General features: G+C 70.9%; 21 protein-coding genes. 13 read left to right on the top strand and 8 right to left on the bottom strand.

The window, feature by feature from the left end:
- Positions 1-19 precede the first annotated feature (19 nt).
- Positions 20-784, bottom strand: a complete 765-nt coding sequence (locus tag AC6EUL_RS13685) for an NUDIX hydrolase (protein WP_499870688.1) — start codon at positions 782-784, stop codon at positions 20-22.
- Positions 785-1,309: 525 nt separating this feature from the next.
- Here AC6EUL_RS13685 and AC6EUL_RS13680 point away from each other — a divergent pair.
- Both AC6EUL_RS13680 and AC6EUL_RS13675 read left to right on the top strand, forming a co-directional pair.
- Entirely contained in the window at positions 1,310-2,326 is a 1,017-nt protein-coding gene (locus AC6EUL_RS13680) for an NAD(P)H-binding protein (protein ID WP_499870686.1), read from the top strand.
- 367 nt (positions 2,327-2,693) lie between these two features.
- Positions 2,694-2,861 carry a hypothetical protein gene (locus AC6EUL_RS13675; RefSeq protein WP_200917676.1) on the top strand — a complete coding sequence of 56 codons (168 nt, stop codon included), beginning with the start codon at positions 2,694-2,696 and terminating at the stop codon, positions 2,859-2,861.
- Between the two features lie 101 nt (positions 2,862-2,962).
- Here the strand turns inward: AC6EUL_RS13675 and AC6EUL_RS13670 are convergent, their stop codons facing one another.
- The 4 genes from AC6EUL_RS13670 to AC6EUL_RS13655 form a co-directional block, all read right to left on the bottom strand.
- Entirely contained in the window at positions 2,963-3,715 is a 753-nt protein-coding gene (locus AC6EUL_RS13670) for a TerC family protein (protein ID WP_499870683.1), read from the bottom strand.
- A gap of 114 nt (positions 3,716-3,829) precedes the next feature.
- On the bottom strand, positions 3,830-4,801 hold the full coding sequence (locus AC6EUL_RS13665; protein WP_082501458.1) for a tripartite tricarboxylate transporter substrate-binding protein: 972 nt from the start codon (positions 4,799-4,801) through the stop codon (positions 3,830-3,832).
- 66 nt (positions 4,802-4,867) lie between these two features.
- Positions 4,868-6,373 (bottom strand): tripartite tricarboxylate transporter permease, encoded by a 1,506-nt coding sequence (locus AC6EUL_RS13660; RefSeq protein ID WP_056277031.1) that lies wholly within the window; start codon positions 6,371-6,373, stop codon positions 4,868-4,870.
- Between the two features lie 14 nt (positions 6,374-6,387).
- A complete protein-coding gene (locus AC6EUL_RS13655) occupies positions 6,388-7,053 on the bottom strand; it encodes a tripartite tricarboxylate transporter TctB family protein (RefSeq protein WP_056492359.1) in 666 nt (221 codons plus the stop codon).
- 654 nt (positions 7,054-7,707) lie between these two features.
- Between AC6EUL_RS13655 and AC6EUL_RS13650 the strand changes: the two genes are divergently transcribed.
- Both AC6EUL_RS13650 and AC6EUL_RS13645 read left to right on the top strand, forming a co-directional pair.
- Positions 7,708-8,502, top strand: a complete 795-nt coding sequence (locus tag AC6EUL_RS13650) for an ABC transporter ATP-binding protein (protein ID WP_056216294.1) — start codon at positions 7,708-7,710, stop codon at positions 8,500-8,502.
- Entirely contained in the window at positions 8,495-9,394 is a 900-nt protein-coding gene (locus AC6EUL_RS13645) for an ABC transporter permease (RefSeq protein ID WP_056216296.1), read from the top strand. The genes AC6EUL_RS13650 and AC6EUL_RS13645 overlap by 8 nt, the downstream gene beginning before the upstream one ends.
- Positions 9,395-9,424: 30 nt before the next feature.
- Here AC6EUL_RS13645 and AC6EUL_RS13640 read toward each other — a convergent pair whose 3' ends face one another.
- Positions 9,425-10,261, bottom strand: a complete 837-nt coding sequence (locus tag AC6EUL_RS13640) for a GntR family transcriptional regulator (RefSeq protein WP_499870679.1) — start codon at positions 10,259-10,261, stop codon at positions 9,425-9,427.
- A gap of 106 nt (positions 10,262-10,367) precedes the next feature.
- Between AC6EUL_RS13640 and AC6EUL_RS13635 the strand changes: the two genes are divergently transcribed.
- The 9 genes from AC6EUL_RS13635 to AC6EUL_RS13595 are packed head-to-tail and all read left to right on the top strand — an operon-like array spanning position 10,368 to position 18,916.
- Entirely contained in the window at positions 10,368-11,399 is a 1,032-nt protein-coding gene (locus AC6EUL_RS13635; RefSeq protein ID WP_499870677.1) for an ABC transporter substrate-binding protein, read from the top strand.
- A gap of 3 nt (positions 11,400-11,402) precedes the next feature.
- Positions 11,403-12,188, top strand: coding sequence for a succinate dehydrogenase/fumarate reductase iron-sulfur subunit (locus tag AC6EUL_RS13630; protein WP_499870675.1), 786 nt, complete (start codon positions 11,403-11,405; stop codon positions 12,186-12,188).
- A complete protein-coding gene (locus tag AC6EUL_RS13625; RefSeq protein WP_056216303.1) occupies positions 12,185-12,514 on the top strand; it encodes a succinate dehydrogenase/fumarate reductase transmembrane subunit in 330 nt (109 codons plus the stop codon). Before AC6EUL_RS13630 ends, AC6EUL_RS13625 begins: the two co-directional genes overlap by 4 nt.
- Positions 12,511-12,891 (top strand): succinate dehydrogenase, cytochrome b556 subunit, encoded by a 381-nt coding sequence (sdhC, locus tag AC6EUL_RS13620; RefSeq protein ID WP_499870672.1) that lies wholly within the window; start codon positions 12,511-12,513, stop codon positions 12,889-12,891. Before AC6EUL_RS13625 ends, sdhC begins: the two co-directional genes overlap by 4 nt.
- A 24-nt stretch (positions 12,892-12,915) precedes the next feature.
- A complete protein-coding gene (locus AC6EUL_RS13615; protein WP_499870670.1) occupies positions 12,916-13,788 on the top strand; it encodes a fumarate hydratase in 873 nt (290 codons plus the stop codon).
- A 28-nt stretch (positions 13,789-13,816) separates the two neighbouring features.
- Positions 13,817-14,422, top strand: a complete 606-nt coding sequence (locus AC6EUL_RS13610; protein WP_056216309.1) for a fumarate hydratase C-terminal domain-containing protein — start codon at positions 13,817-13,819, stop codon at positions 14,420-14,422.
- Positions 14,422-16,152 (top strand): L-aspartate oxidase, encoded by a 1,731-nt coding sequence (locus tag AC6EUL_RS13605; protein ID WP_499870668.1) that lies wholly within the window; start codon positions 14,422-14,424, stop codon positions 16,150-16,152. The genes AC6EUL_RS13610 and AC6EUL_RS13605 overlap by 1 nt, the downstream gene beginning before the upstream one ends.
- 39 nt (positions 16,153-16,191) lie before the next feature.
- Positions 16,192-17,850, top strand: a complete 1,659-nt coding sequence (locus AC6EUL_RS13600) for a thiamine pyrophosphate-binding protein (RefSeq protein WP_499870666.1) — start codon at positions 16,192-16,194, stop codon at positions 17,848-17,850.
- A gap of 49 nt (positions 17,851-17,899) precedes the next feature.
- Positions 17,900-18,916, top strand: coding sequence for an ABC transporter substrate-binding protein (locus AC6EUL_RS13595; protein ID WP_499870664.1), 1,017 nt, complete (start codon positions 17,900-17,902; stop codon positions 18,914-18,916).
- A 97-nt stretch (positions 18,917-19,013) separates the two neighbouring features.
- On the opposite strand, the gene AC6EUL_RS13590 is transcribed toward AC6EUL_RS13595, so the two are convergent.
- Both AC6EUL_RS13590 and AC6EUL_RS13585 read right to left on the bottom strand, forming a co-directional pair.
- Positions 19,014-19,535: a hypothetical protein gene (locus AC6EUL_RS13590; protein ID WP_499870662.1), complete on the bottom strand. Its 522-nt coding sequence runs from the start codon at positions 19,533-19,535 to the stop codon at positions 19,014-19,016.
- The gene (locus AC6EUL_RS13585) at positions 19,525-19,917 is read right to left on the bottom strand and encodes a hypothetical protein (protein WP_499870660.1); all 393 of its coding nucleotides are present in this window, start codon (positions 19,915-19,917) and stop codon (positions 19,525-19,527) included. Before AC6EUL_RS13585 ends, AC6EUL_RS13590 begins: the two co-directional genes overlap by 11 nt.
- Positions 19,918-20,473 lie beyond the last annotated feature (556 nt).

The following is a 20,473-nucleotide window of genomic DNA, read 5'->3' as shown; positions in this document are numbered from 1 at the left end:
GTTGGGGGCGCGCTGGGATTCAGAGCGGCTTCTGGAAACGGTAGAGCTCGGCGGGACGGAACGACGTGCCGGCCTCGCGCGCGCCCGTGGGGGCGAGCCAGCCGCGGTCGAGCATCCGGCGGCGGAAGGCGGGCTTGTTGAGGGACGTGCCCAGGATCGCCTCGTGTACGTCCTGCAGCTGGCGCAGGGTGAAGGCCTCGGGCAGCAGCGCGAAGGCGACGTCGGAATAGTCGAGCTTTCCCCGCAGCCGCTGCACCGCCAGGGCGAGGATCGCGGCGTGGTCGAAGGCGAGGCGCAGCGGCGTCCTCCGGTCGGGGTCGCCCGGCGCGAAGGCCGCGACCGGCCCCCCCGCCTCGCCGGACCAGGGCACGTCGAGGAGCGCGGCCGACGGCCCCGCCGACACCGCAGCCGCGCGCGCAAGCGCCGCCGCGAAGGCGGCCTCCGGCATCAGCGCGAGGTAGGCCACGGTGACGATGCGCATGCGCGGGTCCCGGTCGAGGGCGCCGAAGGTGTAGAGCTGCTCCCGATGGGTCTCCGCCACCTCCGCCGGGGCGAAGCCCGCCTTGTCGCGCAGCACGCGCTCGGCCGCGCCGTCCAGGGTTTCGTCGAGGCGCACGAAGCTGCCGGGCAGCGCCCAGCGGCCGGCATGGGGATGCTGGGTCCGCTGCACCAAGAGCACGGCCGGACGGCCCGCGCGCAACCCCATCAGGACGAGATCGACGGTGAGCGCCGGCCGCGCGAAGGCGGCGGGGTCGTAGGCGCGGAGAAAGTCGTCCTCGGTCACGGCGCAGCCTTATGTTCAACTTGCATCTAACTAAGATGCGAGATGGATATAAGTCAAGCGCCCGAAGCCGGGGCCGGGCGTGGCCGGCCGCACCGGGTCGCAACGTCGCCCCCGTGGTCGTCGGTCCCCTGGATCGGTTGGTCCCGGGTTGCCCGCGTCCGCTCGTGCCGGCGATCCGTCCGGAGGATCTTGTCTGCGCCCGCACCTTCGGCGGCCGCAGGTCTTACCGGTTCGTGCTCCTGCCGGGCCCGTACTCCTGCCGGGCCCGTACTCCTGCCGGGCCCGTACTCCTGCCGGGCCCGTACTCCTGCCGGCCCGTACTCCTGCCGGCCCGTACTCCTGCCGGCCCGTACTCCTGCCGACCCGTACTCTTGCCAGCCCGCACGGATTCGTGCGGATCTTGGCGGAGACGAGGAACGAGCCCCCGATCGCGTACGGGGCCAAGCAGCCCCCAGGCTCCCTGTGACGGGACGGCGCCGGCCGCGCCGTCGTCCGAGGAGGTCCGCGCGTCGGGAGGGAACGATCATGAGCCTGGATCGACCGGACGGCGCGGGACCGCGCCGCGTGCTCCTCCTGGGGGCGACCGGCACGATCGGGCGGGCCACCGCGCGGGCGCTTGCGGCCCGCGGGCACGCGGTCGTCTGCCTCGTCCGGCGCCCGGCCGGCGCCGCGCCCCCGGCCGGTGCGGGGGACCCGCCCGGAGCGCCCCCGGGCGTCACCGAACGGATCGTGGACTTCACGGATCCCGCGTCGCTGGCGCGCGACGGGATCCGCGGTGAACCGTTCGACGTCCTGGTCTCGTGCCTCGCCTCGCGGACCGGACTGCCCGACGATGCCTGGGCGATCGATTACGGCGTGTCGGTGCGCGCCCTGCAGGCGAGCCGGGCGGCGGGCGTGACCCATGTGGTCCTGCTCTCGGCGATCTGCGTCCAGAAGCCGATCCTCGCCTTCCAGCAGGCCAAGCTGGCGTTCGAAGCGGTCCTGACCGCCTCGGGGCTCGACTACACGATCGTTCGGCCGACGGCCTTCTTCAAATCCCTCTCGGGGCAGGTGGAGCGCCTGAAGCGCGGCAAGCCGTTCCTGGTCTTCGGCGACGGAACCCTGACGGCCTGCAAGCCGATCAGCGACGGGGACCTCGGCCGCTACCTCGCCGCATGCCTCGATGACCCGGCGCGGCGCAATCGCGTGCTGCCGATCGGCGGACCGGGCGAGGCCATCACGCCCCTGGCGCAGGGCGAGCGCCTCTTCGCGCTGCTCGGGCGCGAGCCGCGTTTCCGGCACGTCCCGGTCGTCCTGCTCGACGGGATCGTCACCGTCCTGGCGACCCTCGGGCGGTGGGTGCCGGCGCTGGCGGCCAAGGCCGAGCTCGCGCGGATCGGCCGCTACTACGCCACCGAGTCGATGCTCGTGCACGACCCCGCGACCGGCCGATACGAGGCCGCCATGACCCCCTCGACGGGGTCGGAGACGCTGTTCGACTATTACGCCCAGCTGATCCGCGGCGAGGCGGTCGCCGAGCGCGGCGACCACGCGGTGTTCTGAGGCGTCGCGAATCCGCGGGGCGGGCCAACGCGCAGCGCCATCTCCCGCGGGGCAGGGTCCGTGGAGCGTCGGTGAGACGCGCCCGGATGGCCTCCGTGCGCCCGCGAACGACAGGGCGGTGCGGGGTCGCCCGGCGTTGCGGGCGCGCGGCCCGGGACCAGCACAGGCCGGCCCGTTCTGTTGAAGAATAGTACCTTATCGTGGCATCGACGTCGCGCAGCATAATGCAGGGGCGCGCGGCGTCAGTCTCGCCGAGACGGTCATCCATGCAAGACTGGTATATCTGGCATATCGTATCTGGCATACCAAAGGGCGGCGGGACGGGTCATATGCGTTGCAACGCAACAATCACTCGGGACCGCCCCACATGACCGTTCTGCTTCTCGTCGCTCTCGCCGGTGCCGCCAACGTGGCGCTCGTGGCCTTCATGGCCGACCGGCTGACCCCGCAGGACGCGGCCCCCGTCATCTCGGCGGGCGAGCTCGCCATCGTGAACGACAACGCCCCGGCTTCGGCGGTGAAGCTGGCCGCCTGACGGCCCCTCATCCTCCTTCGGACGTCCGAACCCGTCGGCCCCGCCTCATCGAGGCGGGGCTTTTCCATGTCCGGGTCCGGCGCTGCCGCGGGCGCCGCGGATCAGCCGCCGAGGACGTCCACCTCGGCCCGGCCCACGGCGGCGGCCTGCTGCTGCGCGATCGCCCGGTCGGACCGGCGCTTGAGCGCGCAGCCCAGGCCGACGACGAGGGCGGCGCCGAGGGCGCCCATCGCGTGCGGGACGGCGCCCTGCAGGGTCGCGGGCAGCACCTCGACCATCTGCTGGTGAACCAGCCGGTCCGTGGCGATCATCTCGCCGGCCACCCAGCCCAGCAGCCCGCCGCCGAACCAGATCAGGATCGGGAACCGGTCGATCAGCCGGGTGATCAGGCTGGCGCCGACCACGAGGAGCGGCACCGACAGGGCGAGGCCGATGATGAAGAGTTCGTCGTGTCCCTTGGCGGCCCCCGCCACCGCCACGACGTTGTCGAAGCTCATGACGGCATCCGCCACCACGATGGTCCAGATCGCCTTGGGCAGGCTGGAATGCTCCTTGATGGCGCTCTCGTCCTCCTCCTCGCCGCAGACGAGCTTGACGGCGATGTGCAGCAGGATGAGGCCGCCGGCGACCTTCAAGAGCGGCACCGCCAGCAGTTGCGAGACGATGACGGCGAAGAGGATCCGCAGCAGGGCCGCCGCGAGGGCGCCCGCGAAGACGCCGATCCGCCGCTGCCGCTCGGGCAGGCCCCGGCAGGCCATGGCGATGACCACCGCGTTGTCGCCCGACAGGATGATGTCGATCCAGACGATCTGGAGGAGCGACAGCAGGAAGGAGGAGGTGAGGTAGGAATCCACGCGGAAGACGCCTCTGCTGCTCCGACACAGCGAAGCGATGGAGTACCCGGCAACGGGTCGGGATGGGGAAGGGACCGGCCCGCCCTCGCGGGACGGGCCGTCCCCGGACAGGACCTAGGGATTGGCTTCGACGGCGGAGCGGAGCACGGGCGTCCACCGTGCGACCTCGCGCTCGACGAGGGCCTGCAGGGCGGCCGGACCGGCTTCGGCCTCCTTGGGCACTGTACCACCCAATTCCAGGATGCGCTTGGTCGTGCCCGGATCCTTGAGCGCCGCGTCGAGGGCGGCCACGAGCCGGGCCCGGACCTCCGGCGGCAGGCCCTTGGGCGCGAACACCGCGTTCCAGGCGCTGACCTCGTAGCCGGGCAGGCCGGCCTCCTTCGTGGTCGGCACGTCGGGCAGGCTCGGGGAGCGCTCGGGCGTCGCGATGGCGTAGGCCTTGATCGTGCCGCCGGCGATCTGCGGCGCCACGTTGACGATCTGGTCCGTCATGAAGTCGACCTGGTCGGCCATCAGGTCGTTCAGCGCAGGCCCCGTGCCGCGATAGACGACGAGCGTCGGCTTGGCGCCGGTCAGCGCATCGAACAGCACGCCGGTGGAATGCGAGACGGAGCCGACGCCCGCATGGGCCTGGTTGATCGCCGGTCCGCGCGCCTTCAGGACCTCGACGAACCCCTTGAGGTCCTGGGCCGGGAAGCCCTTCTTGGCGACGATGACGATCGGCGTGCCGGCGGCGAGGCCGATCGGATCGAAGCTCTTGGCCGGATCGTATTTCAGGCCCTTGAACAGGGCCGGCGCGGCGCCGTGCGTGCCCATGTGGCCCATCATGATGGTGTAGCCGTCGGGCGCGGCCTGGGACGCGCGCGTGATGCCGGTGGTGCCGCCGGCGCCGGTGACGTTCTCGATGACGACCTGCTGGCCGAGCGCCCGCGACATCGGCTCGGCGACGATCCGCGCCACCACGTCGGTGGGTCCGCCGGCCGCGAAGGGCACCACCAGGGTGATCGGGCGCTGGGGGTAGGTGTCGGCCGCGGCGCCGAAGGCGGCGAGCGCCGACAGGAGGCCGATGGCGAGTGCCGTTCTCATGGTCCGCATCCTTCTCGTTGTGGGTTGTCGTGTCCGTCCCCGGAGGGCGCCCGGGCGCCCCCGCCGTCAGGCTTCCGTGAACACCGCGTCGCGGCCGCGCCGCAGCGACGGCAGCAGCGCCGCCGCCAGGATGGTGACGGCGACGAGGAACAGCACTGCGCAGACCGGGCGCTCGAGGAACACCAGGACGTCGCCCCGCGACAGGGTCAGGGCGCGGCGCAGGTATTCCTCCATCAGCTTGCCCAGCACGAAGCCGAGCAGCAGCGGCGCGGGCTCGAAGCCGAACTTGATCAGCCCGTATCCGAACACCCCGAAGGCCGCGATCAGCATGACGTCGGTGGGCAGCGCGTTGATGGAGTAGATGCCGATCGCGCAGAACATCAGGATCGCGGGGAACATCAGCCGGTAGGGCACCTGCAGCAGGCGCACCCAGAGGCCCACGAGCGGCAGGTTGATGACGAGCAGCATCAGGTTGCCGATCCACATCGACGCGATCATGCCCCAGAACAGGTTGGGGTTCTTGGTCATCACGCCGGGGCCCGGAACGATGCCGTGGATCGTCATGGCGCCGACCATCAGCGCCATCACGGCGTTCGGCGGGATGCCAAGGGTGAGGAGCGGGATGAAGGCCGTCTGCGCGCCGGCATTGTTGGCGCTCTCCGGGCCGGCGACCCCCTCGATGGCCCCGCGGCCGAAGCGGCTCGGATCGCGCGCCAGGCGCTTCTCCACCGTGTAGGCGGCGAAGGGGCCGAGCACGGCGCCGTTGCCGGGCAGGATGCCGAGGATCGCCCCGATCGCGGTCCCGCGCAGCGTCGCGGGCGCCGCCTGGCGCAGATCCGCGAGGCTGGGCAGGAGGCGGCCGATCCGGGCCCGGGCGATCTCGCGGGTCTCGGTCTGGTCGAGGTTGCGCAGGATCTCGGCCACCCCGAACAGGCCCATCGCCAGGACGGAGAAGTCGACGCCGTCGGTGAGGAACGCGAGGCCGAAGGTCATCCGCTCCTGGCCGGTCTCGAGGTCCGTGCCCACCGCGGCGAGCAGGACGCCCACGAGGATCATCGCCACGGCCTTGAGCACCGAGCCGTGCGCGAGGACGACCGCGAAGGCGAGCCCCATCACCATCAGGGCGAAGTACTCCGCCGGTCCGAAGATCAGCGCGAGGCGGGTCAGCGGCGCGCCGAGGGCCGCGATCAGCAGGGTGGCGACGGTGCCGGCGAAGAAGGAGCCGATGGCGGCGATGCCGAGCGCGACCCCGGCCCGGCCCTGGCGCGCCATCTGGTGGCCGTCGAGGGTGGTGACGACCGAGGTCGCCTCGCCGGGGATGTTCACCAGGATGGCGGTGGTGGAGCCGCCGTACTGCGCCCCGTAATAGATCCCCGCGAGCATGATGAGGGCGCCCACGGGATCGAGCCCGAAGGTGATCGGCAGGAGCATGGCGATGGTGGCGATCGGCCCGACGCCGGGCAGCACGCCGATCAGGGTGCCGACGAGGCAGCCCAGGAAGCAGAGCGTCACGTTCTGCAGGCTCAGGGCGACGGCGAAGCCGAGGCCGAGATTGGCGAGGAGATCCGTCACGTGCGCGCTCCCGATCAGGTCGTCATGGCGTGCGGGGCGACGTCGGTCCGGGTCCGGCGGGTGGCGCGGCGTTCCAGGGCGAGCAGGCCGAGGCCCGCCAGGGCGAGGGCGCCGGCCGCGAGCCGCAGCAGCACCCGCGACGGAATCCGGCCGCTCGCCGCCTCGATGACGGCGGTGGGGAAGATGGGGATGGGCAGGTTCAGGAGGTCCCCGAACAGCAGCATGCAGCCGGCGGTGAGGAGCAGGGCCAGGATCAGGAGTTCGCGGAAGCGCGCCTCCGGTGTGGCGTAGCCCCCGACGATCACAGCCAGCGGGCCCGCGACGATGAGGCCGAGGCCCGGGCCGGCGACGGGGCCGAGGGCGAAGGGCCGGATCGTGACCGCGAAGGCGAGGATGGCTAGCACGACGACGAGGGGGCCGCGCAGGCCGAAGGTCTGGAGGCCCGCCCCCGCGCGGACCAGGCCCGTCGCGGCGAGCACGCCGCCGCAGAGGGCGACGCCGATTGCCACCCAGTGCGGCAGCATGCCCGGTCCCATGGCGCCGAGGGTGCCCCGCGGCAGGTCGCTCGCGGCCCAGACGCCGAACATCCCGAGCAGGACCAGCACGAGGCCGGCCACGAAGCTCTGCGGCGCGCGGACCACGGACCCCGCCCGCCGCGCACCGTCGGATGCGTCGCTCATCGTTTCTCCCCTACGAGCCCCGCCTTCGTGTCTCGGGCGGGTGGCACGGCGATCGTCGGATGTCCGTTCGTCCCCTGGGCCGTGGCCGGGAGGACGCCCGCGGCGGTCGGCGCGTCCCCTGACGCTGGACGCTGCGCCCTGAAGGAGCGGGGTCGCCCGAGATGGTTCTGATAAGAACCTATGCCGTAAATCGAAGTCTCCACAAGAGCCCGTGACGGCGTCATCAACCGATTCGAAGGTCTCGTCGCATGAGACCTGATTACGTTGCCGGCCTCTTTTTAATCCTTCGCCGATGACGGATCCTGTCCGGGCGGGCTGTGCTGCGGGGCGACCGCGTTCCGGCATGAGGATCGGGCCGGTGACGCGCCGCCCGCGGAGAGCGCCCCGATGGGGCGGGCCGGGACCGAGGCCACCCCCGGGCCGCCCCCGGCCCAAGCCAAAAAGGCCCGCCAACAAGAATAAAAACCTGTCTTATAATAGATAGCTATTATATTTACAGGAAGGATCGTGCTTGGTATCCAGGGGTCGGACGAACGATTGTGCCAGGGCCGACGGATCGGGGCTCGGGCGGCCGGTCGTCCGAAGGCAAAGCGGCTCCAGACCGCCCCTGAAAACCAGCAGTGCCGCCATGCGCGTGGCCAAAGGGAGGATGCGATGAGCTTGGCGACAGGCTTGCCCTCGAACGTCACGGGGCCGCTGCTCGAGGTCGACGGCGTCACGCTGCAGTACAAGACCCCCGACCACCTCGTCACGGCGACCTACCGGGTCGGCTTCCAGGTCTTCCCGAGCGACCGGTTCGTCCTGCTCGGACCCTCGGGCTGCGGGAAATCCACCCTCCTGAAGTCGGTGGGCGGCTACATGGCGCCGACGGAGGGCCAGATCCGCCTGAAGGGCCAGGCCATCACCGAGCCCGGCCCGGACCGGATGATGGTGTTCCAGGAATTCGACCAGTTGCTGCCCTGGAAGACCGTCCGCCAGAACGTCGCCTTCGCCCTCGAGGCCTCGGGGCGCCTGTCGGGCCGGGCCGCCGACGAACGGGCCATGCACTATATCGACAAGGTCAACCTCTCGGCCTTCGCCGACAGCTATCCGCACATGCTGTCGGGCGGCATGAAGCAGCGGGTGGCCATCGCCCGCGGCATGGCGATGGAGCCCGACATCCTGCTCATGGACGAGCCCTTCGCGGCCCTGGACGCGCTCACCCGCCGGCGGATGCAGGACGAACTCCTGGCCCTGTGGGAGGAGACGCGCTTCACGGTGCTGTTCGTCACGCACTCGATTCCGGAGGCGATCAAGATCGGCTCGCGCATCCTGCTGCTCTCGCCGCATCCCGGCGAGGTCAAGGCCGAGCTCAACACGGCCGGCTCGCCGCAGGAGACCCTGCTCCTGGAGCAGCGCATCCATCGGATGCTGTTTTCCGAAGAGATCAAGGAGGCGGAGAATGTCTAGGACCGCGAAGGCGCTCGTGTCACCCGTCCTCCTCCGGCCCGCCCGTCCCGAGATCGTCCGCGAGACCGGCGGCGCCTATGGGGGCGCCGTCGTCGAGAAGCCGCTCTCGGCCGTCGAGCGCCTCTACAACCAGGGCTGGCTGCGCAAGCTCGTGATCCTGGCGGTGCTGGCCCTGATCTGGGAGGCCTACGGGCGCTACCTCGACAACGACCTCCTGTTCCCGACCTTCTCCGCCACCGTGACGGCCTTCGCTCGGGGCGTGGCGGACGGCACCCTGGTGCTGCGGGCCTGGGGCTCGATCAAGGTCCTGCTGATCGGCTACGGCCTCGGGATCCTGCTGGCGACCCTGCTCACCGGCATCGCGATCAGCTCGCGCATCGGCACCGACTTCCTCGAGACGATGACGTCGATGTTCAATCCCCTGCCGGCCATCGCGCTTCTGCCCCTGGCGCTGATCTGGTTCGGGCTGGGCAACGGCAGCCTGATCTTCGTGCTGGTCCATTCGGTGACCTGGGCCATCGCCCTCAACACCCATTCGGGCTTCCTCTCGGTCAGCCGGACCCTGAAGATGGTCGGGCGCAACTACGGCCTGCGCGGCAGCCGGCTGATCACCAAGATCCTGATCCCGGCGGCCTTCCCCAGCATCCTCACCGGCCTCAAGGTCGGCTGGGCCTTCGCCTGGCGCACCCTGATCGCGGCGGAACTCGTCTTCGGCGTCAGCTCGGGCTCGGGGGGGCTGGGCTGGTTCATCTTCGAGAACAAGAACATGCTCGACATCCCCAACGTCTTCGCGGGGCTCTTGACGGTGATCCTCATCGGCCTCTGCGTCGAGAACCTGATCTTCCAGACCATCGAGCGCCACACCCTGCAGCGCTGGGGCATGCAGGCCTGAGGCGGGTCTGCCCGAAGGACCTCCGCTCCGTCAGTCGAGGTCGGAGCGGTAGTGAAGCATGGCCGTCCAGCTCTGGCGATACTCGATGGGGTCGCCCGTGAGGGCGACGGCGACCCGGCGCACCAGCAGCAGGGGCGCCCCCGGCGCACAGCCGAGGGCGTCCGCCATGGCCGGGCTCGCCCGGTCGGTGGCGATCGTGTCCCGGGCCCGCGCCACGGTCTGGCCGCAGCGCGCCTGATAGAGCACGTAGATCTCCTCCAGCATCTCGGCGCCGGGCTCCGGCCTCAGCGCGGCGAAGGGCTCGGCCGGCAGCGCGATGCGCTCGTAGATCAGCGGCACGCCGTCCTCGCTGCGGGTCCGCAGCAGGACCAGCACCTTGGCGCCCGCCCCCAGCCCGAGGGCGGCCCGGTCCTGCGCGTCGGCCCGCGCGGTCCCGGCGGCGAGGACGCGGGCCACCGGGCGGAACGGCCGCCCGTCGCCGTGGACGAAGCGCAGGAAGCGGAAGCGCGACCGGTCGCTCGAATGGGGCACCACCTGCGTGCCGCGCCCGTGCTGGCGCTCCAGCAGGCCCTGCCCGACGAGGTCCTCCATGGCCTTGCGGATCGTCCCGATGGAGACGCCGAGGTCGAGGGCCAGCTGCGGCTCGCTCGGCAGGTAGCCGCCCGGCTTCCAGGTGCCGTCCACGATCCGGCGCAGCAGCAGGTCGCGGGCCTGCAGGTAGAGCGGACGGCTCGCCAGAGGCCCGGTCATGGGGGCGGTCATGGGGGCGGTCGTGGGTCCGGTCACGGGCGCGATCTCGGGCGCGGCCGGCGACGGGACTTCGGGATGCGCCTGGGGGGTGGGGGCGCCGCGCATGCGGTTCGACATCGGCAACTCATGTATATGACATATGACCGTTGACAGCGGTCGGCACGAGGCTATCGTGGCCCTCGGCACCGGACCAGAGAATTCGGGCTCAAGGCAGGAGGAACACATGGCACTCGGCCGTCTCATCCGGCTCTGCGGCGCCGCGGCCCTGATCTCGGTGGGGCTCTCGGCGAGCCTTCTGGCCGGCGCGGGGTCCGCTCGGGCGGAGGCCTCCGTGGTGCGCCTCGCCAAGCAGTTCGGCATCTCCTACCTGCCCCTCACGGTGATGGAGGAGGAGCACCTCCTCGAGAAGCAGGCCCGTCAGCAGGGCCTGGAGCTCCAGACGGAGTGGCTGCGCTTCACCGGCGGCTCGGGCATGAACGAGGCCCTGCTCTCGGGGAACCTCGACTTCGCCGCCGGCGGCGTCGGGCCGATGCTGACGATCTGGGGCCGCACCCGCGGCAACCTGATGATCAAGGGCGTGGCGGCCCTCAACGCGATGCCGCTCTGGCTGGTGACCGTGAACCCGGCCGTTTCCTCGATCAAGGACTTCACCGAGAAGGACAAGATCGCCCTGCCCACGGTGAAGAGCTCGATCCAGGCGATCACCCTGCAGATGGCCGCCGAGAAGGCCTTCGGGCCGGGCCAGCAGGGCAAGCTCGACCCCCTCACGGTCTCGATGGGCCATCCCGACGCCCAGACGGCGATGCTCGGCGGCCGCTCCGAGATCACGGCGCATTTCGGCGCCCCGCCGTTCCAGGAGGTGGAGCTGAAGGACCCCAAGGCCCGCAAGGTGCTGGACAGCTACGACGTCCTCGGCGGGCCGCACACCTTCAACCTCGTCTGGGCGAGCAGCCGCTTCGTCACCGCCAACCCGAAGATCGTGGCCGCCTTCCGGGCCGCCCTGGAGGAGAGCCTGGCGCTCATCAAGGCCGAGCCCGCCCGGGTCGCCGCGCTCTGGATCAAGGCCGAGAACGCCCGGCTCACCGAGGCGGAGGCGGTGGAGATCATCCGCGCGCCGCAGACCCAGTGGACCAGCGCGCCCCTGAACATGCTGGCCTATCTCGATTACATGAACCGCGCCGGCCTCGTGGCCGCCAAGGCCGCCGACCAGGGCGAGCTGTTCTTTCCCGGCGCCGCCGCCAAGGCGGAGCGCTGAGGCATGACCGTGTCCGTTCCCGTCCCCGCCCCGGCCGATCCCACGGTCGAGGCCGTGCCCGGCGCGACGCTGAGAGTGCGCATCCGGCGGGACGGCGGCTTCCAGGCCTTCACCGTGGCGCGGCGCCCGGCCCAGACCATCCTCGACGTGGTCACCGAGATCCAGCGCGAGCAGGACCCGACGCTCGCCTACCGCTTCGCCTGCCGGGTCGGCATGTGCGGCTCCTGCGCCATGACGGTGAACGGGCGCCCGCGCTGGACCTGCCGCACGCGGGTCGCGGCGGTGGCGGAGGACGACGGCCTGACCCTCGAGCCCCTGCGCAACCTGCCGGTGGTCAAGGACTTGGCCGTCGACATGGAGCCGTTCTTCGAGAAGTGGACGGCCGCCCACGGGGCCTTCGAGCCCGGCGACGCGCCGCCCGCGGACTTCGCCGTGGTGGCGCCGGATTCGCCCGCGCGCCGGGCGGTGGACGCCGGCATCGAGTGCATCAATTGCGGCGTCTGCTACGCCGCCTGCGACGTGGTCGCCTGGAACCCGGACTATCTCGGCCCGGCCGCCCTCAACCGGGCCTGGACCCTGGTGAACGACGTGCGCGACCGGGGCCAGGCGGCGCGGCTGGAGGCCGTGTCCGGGGATGCCGGCTGCCAGTCCTGCCACACCCACATGAGCTGCACCGAGCACTGCCCCAAGGCCCTGGCGCCGACCTTCGCCATCGCGGGGCTGAAGCGCGCCACCGCCCGGTCTGCCCTGAAGCGGCTCAGCGCGCGGCATTTCCGGAGGTCGGCATGAGCCCGCTCCTCTACGTGGCGCAGCGCGGCACCGCCGGGATCCTGGCGGTGGCGGTGGCGGTCCATCTCGGCACGATCCTGTACGCCGTGCGCGGCGGGCTCACCGCCGGGGAGATCCTGGGCCGGACGCAGGGCAACCTGGCCTTCCTCGTGTTCTACGGCGTCTTCGTGGTGGCGGCGGCGATCCACGCGCCCATCGGCCTGCGCAGCATCCTGCGGGAGTGGACGCCCTGGCGCGGACGCTCCCTCGACGGGGCGATGCTCGCCGTCGCGGCGCTCCTCGTCGTCCTCGGCCTGCGCGCGGCGCTCGCGGTCTACGTCGCATGAGCGCCGGGACGCAGACCGCCGCCCCGCGGCCAAGGAGCCTCCGCGCCGCCCGTCCGCGCGCGGGGCTCGCCGCCGCCCTGCTGCACCGCCTCTCGGGGATCGCCCTGGCGCTGTTCCTGCCGATGCACTTCATCGCCCTCGGCACCGCCCTGCAGGGGGCCGACCGCCTCGAGAGCTTCCTCGGGCTGACCCACAACGGCTTCGTGCGCGCGGCCGAATGGGGCCTCGTCAGCGCGCTGGCCCTGCACATGGTCCTGGGCCTGCGCGTGCTGGCCCTCGAGTGGTTCGTCACCCGGGAGCGGACGGCGCTCGTCGTCTCCGCCTGCGTGGCGGCGGGGCTCGCGGTGGGGCTCCTGTTCCTGCTCGGCGGCGCCTGAGCCAACCCTTCGAAGGAGACCGGCATGGATCTCGACCTCACCGAAGTCGAAGCGGTGTGCAAGGACCTCTACGTCCGCGCCCTGAAGCTGCTGCCGCCGGACATCAAGGCGGGCTTCGCGGATCTCGCCCGCGAGGAGACCAGCGCCACCGGCCGGGCGATCCTCGGCACCATGGTGGAGAACATCGCGGTGGCCGAGCGCACCCGGAACATCCTCTGCCAGGACACCGGCATCCCGATCTACAACGTGGTGATCGGGCGCGACGTGCGCGTCGAGGGCGCCGACCTCAAGGCCGCGATCCGGCGCGGCTGCGAACGCGCGACCACCGAGCATTCCCTGCGCTCCTCCGTGGTCCACCCGATCACCCGCGTGAACGAGCAGACCTCCTGCGGCATCCGCGTGCCGATCATCCATGTGGATTTCGACGACCGGCCCGAGACCGTCTCGGTGGAGATGATCCCGAAGGGCTCGGGCTCGGAGAATGGCTCGTTCCTGCAGATGCTGCTGCCCTCGGACGGCATCAACGCGGTCAAGCGCTTCGTCATCGACCGCGTGATCGAGCTCGGCGGCCGCGTCTGCCCGCCCACCATCGTGGGCGTCGGCATCGGCGGCACCTCGGACCTGTGCATGCATCTGGCCAAGGTGGCGGCCACCCGCAAGCTGCGGACCGCCTGTTCCGATCCCGACGGCGCCCGGATCGAGGCGGAGCTGTCGCGCGCCGTCAACGAGCTCGGCATCGGCCCCCAGGGGCTCGGCGGGCGCTCCACCAGCTTCGCCGTGCATGTGGAAATCGCCGCCACCCACATCACCCAGAACCCGGTGGCGGTGAACATCCAGTGCCACTCGGCCCGCCGGGCGAGGGCGACCTTCACGCCGGGCGGTATCGCCTTCGACTGAAATCGCCGCCTCCGGGAGGGCCTGCGCCATGCACCACGTTCTCGACATGCCGGTCGACGCGGCCCAGGTCCGCGCCCTGAAGGTCGGCGACACCGTCACCCTGCGAAAGACCCTGTTCGGCATCCGGGACGCCACCCTGATCCACATGTTCGACCGGGGGCGCCGGACCCATCTCGATCTCACCGGCCACGCGGTGATCCACACCGCGCCCAACGTCCACCGCGTACCGGTCTCCCCCGAGGCGCCGGTGGGCTACGCGCCGTTCTGCATCGGCACCACCACCTCCATGCGGATGGAGCGCTTCACCGACGCCCTGATGCGGCGCGAGGGCGTGCGCCTCATCGTCGGCAAGGGCGGCATGGGCCCCCAGACCCTCGCGGCCTTCGCCGAACACGGCGGCGCCTACCTCGCCATCGTCGGGGGCGCCGCCGCCCTGGAGACGACCTGGATCGAGCGGATCGACGACATCGACCTCGACGACCTCCACCCCGAGAGCCTGTGGAAGTTCGCGATCCGCGACTTCGGCCCCCTCCTGGTCGGCATGGATTCCCACGGCGGCTCGCTCTTCGCCGACGTCCAGCGCGACGTCGCCAGCCGGCGGGATGCCGTCATCGAGAGCCTGGGAGCCGCCTGATGCGCGCCGTGCCGACCACCGTCGAGACCGACATCCTCATTCTGGGCTCGGGGGGCGCCGGCCTGTTCGCCGCCCTCCACGCCAAGAAGGCCGCCCCCGACCTCCAGGTCACCGTCGCGGTGAAGGGCCTGCTCGGCAAGTGCGGCTGCACCCGCATGGTCCAGGGCGGCTACAACGTCGCCCTCGCCCCGGGCGATTCGGTCGAGCGCCACTTCATGGACACGATCGAGGGCGGCAAGTGGCTGAACAACCAGGAGCTGGCCTGGACCCTGGTCACGGAGGCGCAGGTCCGCATCCGCGAACTGGAGACCGAGCTCGGCTGCTTCTTCGACCGCAACCCCGACGGCAGCGTCCACCAGAAGGCCTTCGCCGGTCAGACCTTCGACCGCACCGTGCACAAGGGCGACCTCACCGGCATCGAGATCATCAACCGCCTGTCCGAACAGGTCTGGCGCCGGGACGTCCGGCGCCTGGAGGATCACCGCGCCCTCGAGCTGATCCCGGCCGCCGACGGCTCCGGCCTCGCCGGCGTGCTGATGCTGGACATGCGGACCGGAATCCCGGTCCTGGTCCGCGCCCGGGCGACCCTGCTCGCCACGGGCGGCGGCCCGACCATGTACAAGTTCCACACGCCCTCCGGCGACAAGACCTGCGACGGCCTCGCCATGGCGCTCCGCGCCGGCCTGCCCTTACGCGACATGGAGATGGTCCAGTTCCATCCCACCGGCCTGCTGGCGGGCGCGGGCACGCGGATGACCGGCACGGTGCTGGAGGAGGGGCTGCGGGGCGCGGGCGGCTACCTGCTCGACGCCTCCCGCGAGCGCTTCATGCAGCACTACGACCCGCGGGCGGAGCGGGCGACCCGCGACGTCGTCAGCCGCTCGATCATGCGGCGGATCCGCGACGGCCACGCCACCCCCCATGGCGGCGTCTACCTCCAGATGAGCCATCTCGGGCCCGCGGACGTGGCCGCCAAGTTCAAGGGCATGGTGGAGCGCTGCGCTGATTGCGGCTTCGATCTCGCCGGGGGCCTGGTCGAGGTCATCCCCACCGCCCATTACATGATGGGCGGGGTCGCCTTCCGCCCCGGCTGCGGCACCGAGCTGCCGCGCCTCTACGCGGCCGGGGAGGATACCGGCGGGGTGCACGGGGCCAACCGCCTCGGCGGCAACGGCGTCGCCAACTCGACGGTGTTCGGGGGCCTGGCCGGCTCCGCCATGGCCCGCGACGTCCGGGGCGTGCGACGCCTCGCCGAGCCCGATCCTCACGCGATCGAGGCGGGGCTCGCCCGCGCCTACGGCCCTCTCGGGCGCCCGGCCGGCGACCTGGAGGCGATCCGGGAGGCCCTCTACGCCACCATGTGGGACGATGTCGGCATCCTGCGCGACGCGGCCGGGCTGGCCCGGGCCGGGGAACGCCTCGACGCCCTCGCGACCGCGGTGGCGGAGGCCGGCATCCCCGACGGCGACCGCCGCTACAACCTGACCTGGATGGACCGGCTCAACCTCGAGAACCTCGTCCGCGTCAGCCAGGCGATCCGGGCCGCGGCCCTGGCCCGCACCGACAGCCGCGGGGCGCACTTTCGCGAGGACTTCCCCGACGCCTCCGATCTCGCCACCTCGCACTACACCGTGGTGCGCCAGGCCGGGGACGGGCTCGGCGTCACCCTGGAGCCCGTCGCCTTCACCCATGTGCGCCCGGGCGCCTCCCTCCTCGATGCGGCGGCCTGAGGCCGCGCCCCCACCCGACGGATCGCCGAGAGAGACGCCATGGACCAGTCCCGGGGCCGGCCGCGCGGAGCCGACATCGTCGTCGAGACGCTGGAGCGCCTCGGCGTGCGCCGCATCTTCACCCTGTCGGGCAACCACATCATGCCGATCTTCGATGCCCTGCTGGGCACGGATATCGCGGTGGTGCATGTCCGCCAGGAGGCCGCCTGCGTGCACATGGCCGATGCCTGGGGCCGCCTGACCGGGGAGGTCGGGGTCGCCCTGGTCACCGGCGGCCAGGGGCAGACCAACGGCGCCGCCGCCCTGTTCACGGCGCTGGCGGCGGAGAGCCCCGTCCTCCTGCTCTCGGGCCATGCCGGCCTGTCGGAGCTCGGGCGCGGCGCCTTCCAGGAACTCGCCCAGGCCGACATCGCCCGGCCGATGACCAAGGCCTCGTGGACGGCGGCTGCCGTCGACACCCTGGCCGACGACGTCGCCCGGGCCCTGCGGATCGCCCGCGCGGGCCGGCCGGGGCCCGTGCATCTCAGCCTGCCGGTCGACCTCCTGGAAGCGCAGGCCCCGGCCGCTCTCTCGGCCGCTCCCCCGGCACCCGCCGAGGCCGCGATCCGGGTCGGCGCGCCCGGCGCCGACCTCGTCGCGGCGGTGGCGGCGGAGCTCGGCCGGGCGCAGCGCCCCCTGATCCTGTGCGGCCCGGTCGCCTGCGGCGCCGAGGGGCGCGCCCGGATGGCGGCGCTGGAGGCGGCCTCGGGCGTGCCCGTCCTCGGGATGGAGAGCCCGCGCGGCCTCAACGATCCGAGTCTGGGCGCCTTCGCCGAGGTGCTGGCCCAGGCCGACTGCCTCGTGCTCGTGGGCAAGCCCCTCGACTTCACCCTGAAGTTCGGCGAGGCGCCCGCGGTGGCGCCGGCCTGCCGCTTCGTCGTCGTCGACCCCGACCCCGCCCTCGTCGCGCGGGTCGATCCGGCCCGCCTCGCCGTCTCGGGCACGGCCGATGCGCTGCCGACCCTCGCGGCCCTGGCCGGCTCCTGCGCCGGGGGGCGCCCGCGCGCGCGGACGGACTGGCCGGCCACCGTGCGGGCGGCTGTGGCGTACCGGCCCCCGGACTGGGACGACCGGCGCGGCCCCGAGGGCCGCCTCCATCCGGCGGAGCTGTGCCGCGGCGTCGCCGCCTTCCTCGACCGGCATCCCGGCGGCACCCTGATCTGCGACGGGGGCGAGATCGGGCAATGGCCCCAGGCCCTGGTGCAGGCCTCCCGGCGCCTCATCAACGGGGTCTCGGGCACCATCGGCGCGTCGCTGCCCTTCGCCCTGGCGGCCCGCCTCCACGACCCGGCGGGGCCCGTGGTGGCGGTCCTGGGGGACGGCACCTTCGGCTTCCACATGGCCGAGTTCGACACCGCCGTGCGCTACGGCCTGCCCTTCATCGCCGTGGTGGGCAACGATGCCCGCTGGAACGCCGAGTACCAGATCCAGCTGCGCCAGTACGGCGCGGCGCGGGCGCGCCACTGCGACCTCCTGAGTTCCCGCTACGACCGCGTCGTGACGGCTCTGGGCGGCCACGGGGCCCTCGTCACCCGGGCCGAGGACCTGTCCGGGGCCCTGGAGGAGGCGCAGGCCAGCGGCCTGCCGGCCTGCCTCAACGTGCTGATCGAGAGCGTGCCCGCCCCGGTGATCCGCAGGCCGAAAATTTCCGTTCCGTAAGGCGGGCCGACCGCATCCCCCATCGCGAGTCCGCTCCAGGGAGGTTCACATGCGCCGACGCGACGTACTGGCCCGGGGACTGCTCGGCGCGGGACTGCCCCTCCTCGGGGGCCTGCGCCCGGCCCGGGCCGAAGTGCAGGCGGTCACCATCGCGCGCCAGCCGAGCCTGGGACACCTGCCGCTGATGCTCATGGAGGAGCAGGGGCTGCTTCAGACCCACGCCGCGGCCCGGGGCCTGTCGGGGCTCGGCGTCCGCTACGTCACCCTGGCGGGCGGGGCCGCGATGAACGACGCGCTCCTGTCCGGCTCGATCCAGTTCGTGGCCGGCGGCGTGCCGCCCCTCGTCCTGCTCTGGTCCAAGACCGAGGGCACCGCCATGGCGGTGAAGGGCGTGGCGGCGATGAACGCCATGCCGCTCCTCATGAACACCAATGCGGAGCGCATCCGCTCGCTCGCCGACTTCACCGACCGAGACAAGATCGCCCTGCCGGCCGTGAAGGTCTCGGTTCAGGCCATGTTCCTGCAGATGGCGGCCGAGAAGGCGCTCGGGGAGGCGCGGCGCAACGACCTCGACCGCCTGACCGTGACCCTGTCGCACCCGGACGGCATGGCCGCCCTCCTGGCCGGCCAGGAGGTGACCGCGCATTTCACCGCCGCGCCGATCCAGGAGCTGGAGCTGCGCAGGCCCGGCATCCGGACGATCCTCAACTCCTTCGACGTGCTCGGCGGACCCTCGACCTTCAACGTGGTCTGGGCCTCCGCCGCCTTCGTGGAGGCCAATCCCACCCTCCACGCCGCCTTCACGGCGGCCCTGGAGGAGGCGGTCGCCTCCATCGCGGGCGACCCCCGGGCCGCCGCCCAGGCCTATGTGCGCCTCGCCCGCGACGGCTCCGACGTCGGCCTCATCGCGCCGATCCTGGCCTCGCCCCAGGTCAGCTTCACCACCACCCCCCAGGCGATCCTGCCCGTCGTCACCTTCATGGCCCGCACGAAAACGATCCGCCGCGGCGCCCGGGACTGGCGGGAGCTGTTCTTCGCCAACGTCCACGCCAAACCCGGCAGTTGAGTCCAGCTTGGCAGCTACGTAATACAGCGCATCAGCATGGCTGCATTAAATCTGATGAGCAGCAGGCGGGAGTTCGCGTTCGAGCGTTGGCATGAGGTCAGGCGCGCAGAGGCTCCTGTGGCCCATGCGTGTGCGATGAATCATCGCCTCGTCTCAGCGTTTTTGCAAAAACGGAATCGGCCAAAACCGCCCCTGAGACGATGAAGCTACCGAGTGCGAATAAGGTAGCGAAAATCAATGCTGCAAGCGGGCTTGCGCTCAACGCCGCAACCAAGCTGAGCACCCGCAAGGCTCGCCATTTGCGGCGAAGATCAGTTGGTAAATCCGCCAGAGGATCGGCGACAGCGGCATCGCGTCGGCTGGCCTTGAACAGCGTTGCACACGCAGCAAGCGGCAAAGCGCCCACGAGAGTCCATGCCGAGCGCGCGCTCACCAGCCACGGCATCAGAACTTCGATCTGTCGCTTTCTATGGTCAGGGAAACGCTCATCGGCCACCAGTGAGGCAGCCAACTCAATCGACTCCATGCGAAGAGGCTCGGAAAAGGCCATCATGCGGTTCGCTACGATCGCATAACCAACAACGATCCCTCCGGCCCATAAAATCGCTTCAACGATCATCGCCGCCTGCCTTCCGATTCCGCCTTCGAACGGTTGGAACTTCGCTCCTGAGTTTCTCCCGGTAACGCCGTTTCTGCGCTTTTCTCGGGACGGTATAAATCACAATCCATAGGATCGTTGCGATCAGCGCCACGCCCCCAAAAATCGCCCATTCGTGCCATTCGATGGATATTACATAATCCCGTAAGATCCGCGCTGCCATCCCTGCGTCAGAAAATAGCTCCTGCACGTCCTGGTCGGCTTTTATTTTCTTGTAGGAACGCGCGAACCCCGAAAGGGCGTCCGCGCTGTCGTTCGAGAGAGTTTTTAGAACCGCGACGATCGCTACCATCGCGAGAATCACGTTCCGAAGCGTGCGCAGAAACGCTAAAAACTTTTTCATCCGGGTCTTTTTGATAAGTCCAGGATACGCGTGCAGGTGCGCGTAACCCGACCCAAGAGAGGTAGCGTGACGTTGCGCACTTAGCGCGATTTCAGAGCAAATGAACCTCACACACGCGAAAATCCTCGACTCATTTTTTGCTCGCTCACGCGTTGAATTGAACGGCCCGATTTTTGAACAATCGGTCCGCTGGCTCTCAGCGCTTGCCATCCGCGAACAGGGAGCAACCCCCCTCAGTGCTCGGTTCGATGCGCGGGAACCGTCCCTTCATCGCCCCCTCTTGTCTTGTGCGGACGGGACGCACCGCTCCGCAGAATGCAACTCAAAGAAGTAGGAGAATGCGATGGAAATCGGCGCTCGATTCCTCCACCGGCTCAACACAACATATGTTCGCTCGCCTTCGTGATCGGCCAACGCTCACCGATATTCGGAGCGTGGGGGCGATCGAGAGCGAACAGCGCTGGAACCGCATTTTTCGTGAGATGAAGCGGAAGCGGGGCGAATAGAACGTCGACCTATCGCCGCAGCAACCTCAACGCTTTTGGGTGAGGTTGCT

The organism is Methylobacterium sp. 001424705, assembly GCF_059816145.1.
This window is presented reverse-complemented; position numbering and strand designations above follow the sequence as displayed.

What these genes read in the sequence shown, in the direction of transcription:
- AC6EUL_RS13680 (WP_499870686.1), top strand. Translation starts at nt 1,310, where the DNA reads ATGAGCCTGGATCGACCGGACGGCGCGGGACCGCGCCGCGTGCTCCTC.
- AC6EUL_RS13675 (WP_200917676.1), top strand. Translation starts at nt 2,694, where the DNA reads ATGACCGTTCTGCTTCTCGTCGCTCTCGCCGGTGCCGCCAACGTGGCG.
- AC6EUL_RS13665 (WP_082501458.1), bottom strand. Translation starts at nt 4,801, where the DNA reads ATGAGAACGGCACTCGCCATCGGCCTCCTGTCGGCGCTCGCCGCCTTC.
- AC6EUL_RS13655 (WP_056492359.1), bottom strand. Translation starts at nt 7,053, where the DNA reads ATGAGCGACGCATCCGACGGTGCGCGGCGGGCGGGGTCCGTGGTCCGC.
- AC6EUL_RS13650 (WP_056216294.1), top strand. Translation starts at nt 7,708, where the DNA reads ATGAGCTTGGCGACAGGCTTGCCCTCGAACGTCACGGGGCCGCTGCTC.
- AC6EUL_RS13645 (WP_056216296.1), top strand. Translation starts at nt 8,495, where the DNA reads ATGTCTAGGACCGCGAAGGCGCTCGTGTCACCCGTCCTCCTCCGGCCC.
- AC6EUL_RS13640 (WP_499870679.1), bottom strand. Translation starts at nt 10,261, where the DNA reads ATGTCGAACCGCATGCGCGGCGCCCCCACCCCCCAGGCGCATCCCGAA.
- AC6EUL_RS13635 (WP_499870677.1), top strand. Translation starts at nt 10,368, where the DNA reads ATGGCACTCGGCCGTCTCATCCGGCTCTGCGGCGCCGCGGCCCTGATC.
- AC6EUL_RS13630 (WP_499870675.1), top strand. Translation starts at nt 11,403, where the DNA reads ATGACCGTGTCCGTTCCCGTCCCCGCCCCGGCCGATCCCACGGTCGAG.
- AC6EUL_RS13625 (WP_056216303.1), top strand. Translation starts at nt 12,185, where the DNA reads ATGAGCCCGCTCCTCTACGTGGCGCAGCGCGGCACCGCCGGGATCCTG.
- sdhC (WP_499870672.1), top strand. Translation starts at nt 12,511, where the DNA reads ATGAGCGCCGGGACGCAGACCGCCGCCCCGCGGCCAAGGAGCCTCCGC.
- AC6EUL_RS13615 (WP_499870670.1), top strand. Translation starts at nt 12,916, where the DNA reads ATGGATCTCGACCTCACCGAAGTCGAAGCGGTGTGCAAGGACCTCTAC.
- AC6EUL_RS13610 (WP_056216309.1), top strand. Translation starts at nt 13,817, where the DNA reads ATGCACCACGTTCTCGACATGCCGGTCGACGCGGCCCAGGTCCGCGCC.
- AC6EUL_RS13605 (WP_499870668.1), top strand. Translation starts at nt 14,422, where the DNA reads ATGCGCGCCGTGCCGACCACCGTCGAGACCGACATCCTCATTCTGGGC.
- AC6EUL_RS13600 (WP_499870666.1), top strand. Translation starts at nt 16,192, where the DNA reads ATGGACCAGTCCCGGGGCCGGCCGCGCGGAGCCGACATCGTCGTCGAG.
- AC6EUL_RS13595 (WP_499870664.1), top strand. Translation starts at nt 17,900, where the DNA reads ATGCGCCGACGCGACGTACTGGCCCGGGGACTGCTCGGCGCGGGACTG.
- AC6EUL_RS13590 (WP_499870662.1), bottom strand. Translation starts at nt 19,535, where the DNA reads ATGATCGTTGAAGCGATTTTATGGGCCGGAGGGATCGTTGTTGGTTAT.
- AC6EUL_RS13585 (WP_499870660.1), bottom strand. Translation starts at nt 19,917, where the DNA reads ATGAAAAAGTTTTTAGCGTTTCTGCGCACGCTTCGGAACGTGATTCTC.